The following is a 5,417-nucleotide window of genomic DNA, read 5'->3' as shown; positions in this document are numbered from 1 at the left end:
GGCCAAGGCCGACGAATTCGCTTCGCGGGAACGCGACGCCAAGGCGGCCCGTGCCGAGGCCGACGCGCAGGAGGCCGACCTCGAGGCCGAGCGGCTGCGGCAGGAAGCCCGCAAGCGCCAGGAAGAAGCCGAAAGCGTCCGCTCCGGCGCGCAGGAGCAACTGCGCAAAGCCGACGAAGTGGACCCGGACGTAGTCACATCTGAACGCGGCGGCGAAAGCGGGCAGATGCCGACCCGCGGGGATTTGCGCGCCGAGAGGGCCGCCGCCGAAACCACAACGGGCAGCCACGTCCCCGGCCAGCAAACGTCCGGCCAGCAAGCGTCTTCCGGCGAGCCAGCGTCTTCCGGCGAGCAAGCGTCCGGCGAGCCAGTGTCAGCCGACCAGCGCAGCCGCGAGGACGTAACCCGGACCGACACGGCCCCGGGTCCGGATGCCACCCCACGGGAAGACAGGCCTCGAAACCTCTGAGCTGAACTCCTGGGCTGCCTTCCGGCGGAAACTCCTGTGCTGAACCTCTCCGCCGGGTGGTGATGCGCGGGACTCAGCGGCGGGCCGAGGCCCGGGCTGGTGATTTGGGGGCAGGCGACTTGGCCGGTGTCTTCGCCGCCGGCTTGACCGGTGTCTTCGCCGGTGACTTGGCCGCGGGCCGGGCCCGCGGAGCAGCCGCACGCGGAGCCGCCTGGCGCGGAGCGGTTCCTCTCGGCGTCGGCCGCGGTGCGGAGGGCCGCGGATTCGCAGACCCGGCCCCCGCTCCCCGCACGCCGGGCGCCGGGCGGCGTCGCGGAGCACGGCCCGGGGAACGCCGGCCGCGGCTCCGGCCGGGCAGTACAGTGCCGGCGAACAGCAACAGTAAGGTGACGGCTCCGGCGGCCGCGGCCAGATAGAAGTACAAATCCGGATGCTCGGAATCGACGCGCGTGGACAGGGCGTCGGGATCGGGGTTGAAGGCCAGCCCCCACTGGCGCAGGAAAGCGACCCCGAACGCGATGAAGAGGATGCTGCCGACCCCGCTCGCGGCCAAAGTCTTGTGCCGGCGCCGGACCACCACCTCCGCCACGCAGGCCACATAGGCCGTCGCGGCCGCACCGACGAACCACACCAGCACCCACTCTTGCAGGGTGATTCCGGTCAGGACCAGAAGTGCCAGGGCAGTGAGAAACGCTCCGATGGCGACTTTCCCGTTGGTACCCATGTGACGCATGTGAATAATCATGCCTGAGCAGGCGGCTGCTTCACGACGTAGCCGCGCATGGAGGCCATGATTGCGGCCACACTCTGCTCCCTGGTCCGCTCCGGGTTGTACGTCTGGCGGTCCAGTCCCACCACGAAGCAGGCCCCGAAGATCGCCGTTTCCAGGCTGCCCCGGGAAACGGCGGAATCCACGGGATAGACGGCGGCGACGCCGTCGATGGCAGAGCCGATCACCGCGAGCAGGCGCCCGCGGAGCTCGGCGAAGGTGTCCTGCCATTCGCTCGGGGTCCGCCAGCTTTCGCTGACCCAAAGCCGGGCGAAGGAGGGGTACTCGGCCATGAAGTCCATGGCCTGGCCGATCATTTCCTCCATGGCGGCGAGGGGGTCGGCGGAGCCGTCGCGGACACTCAGCAGCCGCGCCAGGAGGATGTCCACGCCGTGGCGCAGCAGCTGGGCGATCAGGTCCGACTTGCTGCCAAAGTTGTAATACACCGTGCCCTTGGACACCCCGGCTGCCGTGGCGATCTCGTCCACCGTCACGCCCGCCGCGCCGCGCTCCCCGATCAGATCCATGGACGCCTCGAACAGTTTCTGCTTCGTGGCGTTCGTGCGGGCGGGACGGAGTTTCTTCTCCCCGGCCCCCACTGTGCTCATACGGCGATCTCCGGTTTTAGGGACTTCAGGGTCCAGAACTTGTGCTTGTGAACGGCCAGTGTGGAAAGCGCCGCCCCGAGCACAGTGTACCCAAGGAGGCCAACCACCGTGGGCACGATCAAGGAAAGGTCCGCGCCGTAGATCAGGTGCCGCATGCCGGCCACCACATAACCCATAGGCAGCGCCTCGTGGACAAAGTGCAGCGGCTCCGGGGTGGTTTGCCACGGGAAGGTTCCGCCGGAGGAAACTAGCTGCAGGACCAGCAGGATAAGCACCACGAATTTTCCGGGAGTTCCCAGCAGGGCCACGACGCCCTGGATGATGGCACTGAAGGCCATAGCGGCCGCCAACATGAACAACCACATCAGCACCGGGTGGGCGGGCTTGAGGCCCAGGCCCAGGTCCACCACGAGGGTGAGCAGCGTGGCCTGGATGACTGAAACGGCAAAGAATGGCAGCCAGCCGCCGACGGCGATCTTCCATGACGGGGCGTTGGACGCCAGTGCGCGTTGCGTGATGGGCCGCATGGCCTGGACCAGCATGAATACGCCGATCCACAGGGCCAGGGTCAAGAAGAATGGCGCCAGGCCGGCACCGTACGACGCAGCCTTGGCCTGAGAGACGTCGCTGACGGCAACAGGGTCCGCGATCACCTTTGACAGGCTGTTCTTCTGGGCATCATCGGGGTTGGGGATCTTCCCGGCACCCTTGTCCAGCTCTGAGGCCAGGGTGGCGGCGCCATCCGAGGCCGTGCGGGCGCCGTCCTCCAGCTGGCCCGCCCCGTCGTCGAGCTGCCGGGCGCCATCTGCGAGCCTGGCAGTGCCGTCGACAGCGCTCTGCTCGCCCGCGGCCAGCGCGGCCGAGCCGGCCGAGAGCTGGTTGGCGCCGGCTGAAGCCTTTGAGATGGCATCAGTCAGGGCCGGCGTTGCTCCCGCAAGTTTGGCCGCCCCGGAACTTACGGCGGCGGATCCGTCGGCAAGCTGCTGGATCTGGGCTGCATCTGTTTGGATTCTGGACTTCGCATCTGCCACCGGGCTTGAGGCTGCGGCGGTATCGAAATCGGCCAGGATTTTGCCGCCCTGGTCGGGGGTGATGATCCCGGCGGCAACCAGACGGCTGTTGGATTGCACCACACGGTCCCGGAGGCCCTTGTCGGCAGCGCTGAGTTGCCCGACGACGTCCTGGACTTTCGTGTTCAATGCCGCGTTTCCCGCCGCGACTTGCGCGGCGCCGTCCGCGAGTTTCTGTGAGTCGGCAGGGAGTGTGGCCGTCCTGTCCTTCAGCTGCGTCAGGCCGGCGCTGAGCTGGCCGGCGCCTGAATTGAGCTGGTTGGCGCCATCGCGCAGCTTCATTTGGCCGGCGGCGAGTTCTGCGACTCCGCCGTTCAGCTGGCTCGTTCCGGAATGCAAACTGGCTGCCCCGTCCCGGAGTCTGGCAACGCCGTCGGAGAGTTTTCCGGCCCCGTCGGCGGCCTGGACTATTTGAGTATGGATTGTGCCGAAGCCCGTCAGGAGCTGGTTCGCAGTCTCCTCGCCCACTTCCTTGGCAACCGTCGAATGCACGGCAGTGGTCAGCTTGTCCACGATGTTGCTGAGGACGTAGTTGTTGGCATCGTTGGTGGTGACATTCAGCATGGCTTGGTTCGCGGCGTCAAAGCTGCCCGGGGAAACCAGGTTGGCCGAGAAGTCCTTGGGAATCTTGAGCGCGAACGCATACTTGCCGCTGCTCACGCCCTGGTCCGCTTCCGCGGCGGTTGTGACTTTCTGCCAGTTGAAGACGTGGCCGTCCACAAGGCTGTCGGCGACCTTTTTCCCCGCCTCGAGCCGGGTCCCGTTGCTGGCGGACGCGCCGGTGTCCTCGACTACCAAGGCGGCGTCGATCTGGTCCAGGTTCCCGTACGGATCCCAGTTGGCGTAGAGGTACACCGCGCCGTACAACAAAGGCACCATGGTCAGCGCCAGGATGGTCAGTTTGGGCAGGAGCCCGCCAGTCATGCGCTTGAGCTCGGAGCGGGCCAGCCGCAGAACAGTCACTTTAGGGCCTCGGTTTCGAACGGGATGTGTTCAGGGTTCCGGTGTTTCGCGGGATGGCCTTCTGTCTTCTGCGCATCAGGCTGGGAGGGGTCCGCGGATGCGTCAACGATGGAAACCGTTGCGGCGGCAGCCTCAACGGCGTTCCCGATTGCGGCGGAGGGCCCGGTCCAGCCGTCCGGCAGTGCCGCGACGGTGACGACGACGGCGAGCGGCCGGCCGCCGTCGTGCGCCAGATCTTCCAGCCTGGGAAGCCAGTCCGCGGGATCTGCGCTGTGCCTGTCCGGAGAATCGACCACCAGCAGATCTGTTCCGGGGTTGGCCAGGGCAAGGGCGGTGAGCAGTTCGACGCGTCGCCGGGCCGGAATCTGTTCGGTCCAGAGGCCGGCAATGTCCTCGAAGCGGTTGACCTTGAGCCAGGGTTTGCTCAGCAGAGCACCCCGATAGCGCCGGGGGATGAGCGCGAGGTCCTCGGTGACGAGGTCGCCCACGCTGAGATGCTGTTCGGGCTCGTTGACACCGGGGGAGTCCACGAGTGCACTGGCCAACCGGAGGCGCTTAATCTTGGAATTTCCGTCCCAGCTGAGCACTCCCCCGGAGGGCTTCATCCGGCCGCTGAGTGTGAGGGCGAGGGCTGTTCGCTGGTCCTGGCCGTCGCCTTCAACCAAGAGCAGCTCCCCGGCACGTACCTCAAGGGACGTGGGTGGGAGCAGGTCATTCCGGCGCCCGTTCACACGGAGCTGTTGCACGGAGAGCATGTAAGCCTTTCGCAGGGTCTGGTCTGCTTCAAGGCTAACCGAACTGACTGGTCAGTTCAAATAGAACAGCCGCTTGTGATCAACGGATCAGAGGCCGTACTCCTCCAGCAGGCGGAGCCAAACTTCGCTGATGGTCGGATAGGAGGGCACGGCGTGCCACAGCCGGTCCAGCGGGACTTCCCCCACCACCGCAATGGTGGCTGCGTGCAGGAGTTCAGCGACATCCGGGCCGGCGAACGTGGCGCCCAGCAGCACCTTGCGGTCCTCGTCGATGACCAGCTGCGCCCACCCTTCATAGTGTTCGGCGTGCAGCGAAGAGCCGGCCACCTGGATGGGGAGTTCCACGGCGGAGGCCCGGAAGCCGTCCTTCTCCGCCTGCGCCATGGTCCGGCCGACGTTCGCCAGTTCCGGATCGGTAAACACCACGTTCGGCACCGCGTGCTCGGAGGCCGTCTGGGCAAAGCGGCTCCACGGTGCCGGCTCGCCGCGGAGTTCGCCCTTGGCCCGGGCGGCAATGGCGTCTCCGGTGGCCCGCGCACCGTACTTGCCCTGGTGCGTCAGCATGGCCCGTCCGGCGGCGTCGCCGGCAGCGTAGAGCCACGGGTTGCCGGACACATCGTTCTCGGTGGCGTGGTGGACTAGTCCGGTGGAATCGGTGGTGAGCCGCAGGGTCCCGCCCTCGGGTGCCGGGAGGCCGACGCTGTCCAGGCCGAGTCCCTCTAGGGCGGGGTGCCGGCCGGTGGAGACGAGCAGCTTGTCCGCCGTGATCGTGGCGCCATGGGC

General features: G+C 67.1%; 4 protein-coding genes and 2 pseudogenes. 1 reads left to right on the top strand and 5 read right to left on the bottom strand.

Translation table 11 applies throughout. From position 1 onward, the window contains the following. Positions 1-469 (top strand): annotated as a pseudogene (locus LQV45_RS16825) (hypothetical protein); the annotation flags it as partial. Positions 470-542: 73 nt separating this feature from the next. On the opposite strand, the gene LQV45_RS16820 reads toward LQV45_RS16825, so the two are convergent. From LQV45_RS16820 to LQV45_RS16800, 5 genes and pseudogenes are all read right to left on the bottom strand, one after another. Continuing rightward, positions 543-1,193 carry a hypothetical protein gene (locus LQV45_RS16820; RefSeq protein WP_230008015.1) on the bottom strand — a complete coding sequence of 217 codons (651 nt, stop codon included), beginning with the start codon at positions 1,191-1,193 and terminating at the stop codon, positions 543-545. A gap of 17 nt (positions 1,194-1,210) precedes the next feature. Next, the gene (locus tag LQV45_RS16815; RefSeq protein WP_230008014.1) at positions 1,211-1,846 is read right to left on the bottom strand and encodes a TetR/AcrR family transcriptional regulator; all 636 of its coding nucleotides are present in this window, start codon (positions 1,844-1,846) and stop codon (positions 1,211-1,213) included. Then, on the bottom strand, positions 1,843-3,879 hold the full coding sequence (locus LQV45_RS16810; RefSeq protein ID WP_230008013.1) for a YhgE/Pip domain-containing protein: 2,037 nt from the start codon (positions 3,877-3,879) through the stop codon (positions 1,843-1,845). The genes LQV45_RS16815 and LQV45_RS16810 overlap by 4 nt, the downstream gene beginning before the upstream one ends. Beyond that, on the bottom strand, positions 3,876-4,634 hold the full coding sequence (locus tag LQV45_RS16805) for an ABC transporter ATP-binding protein (protein ID WP_230008012.1): 759 nt from the start codon (positions 4,632-4,634) through the stop codon (positions 3,876-3,878). Before LQV45_RS16805 ends, LQV45_RS16810 begins: the two co-directional genes overlap by 4 nt. Before the next feature lie 87 nt (positions 4,635-4,721). Beyond that, a pseudogene (locus LQV45_RS16800) lies at positions 4,722-5,417 on the bottom strand (pyridine nucleotide-disulfide oxidoreductase); the annotation flags it as partial.

This window comes from Microbacterium sp. Bi128, from assembly GCF_918698205.1.
Note: the sequence above shows the minus strand (reverse complement) of the source record. Positions and strands in the feature narration are given on the sequence as shown.

Bases quoted from the DNA above. Each gene is read 5' to 3' on its own strand.
- LQV45_RS16820 (WP_230008015.1), bottom strand. From the start codon at position 1,193: ATGGGTACCAACGGGAAAGTCGCCATCGGAGCGTTTCTCACTGCCCTG.
- LQV45_RS16815 (WP_230008014.1), bottom strand. From the start codon at position 1,846: ATGAGCACAGTGGGGGCCGGGGAGAAGAAACTCCGTCCCGCCCGCACG.
- LQV45_RS16805 (WP_230008012.1), bottom strand. From the start codon at position 4,634: ATGCTCTCCGTGCAACAGCTCCGTGTGAACGGGCGCCGGAATGACCTG.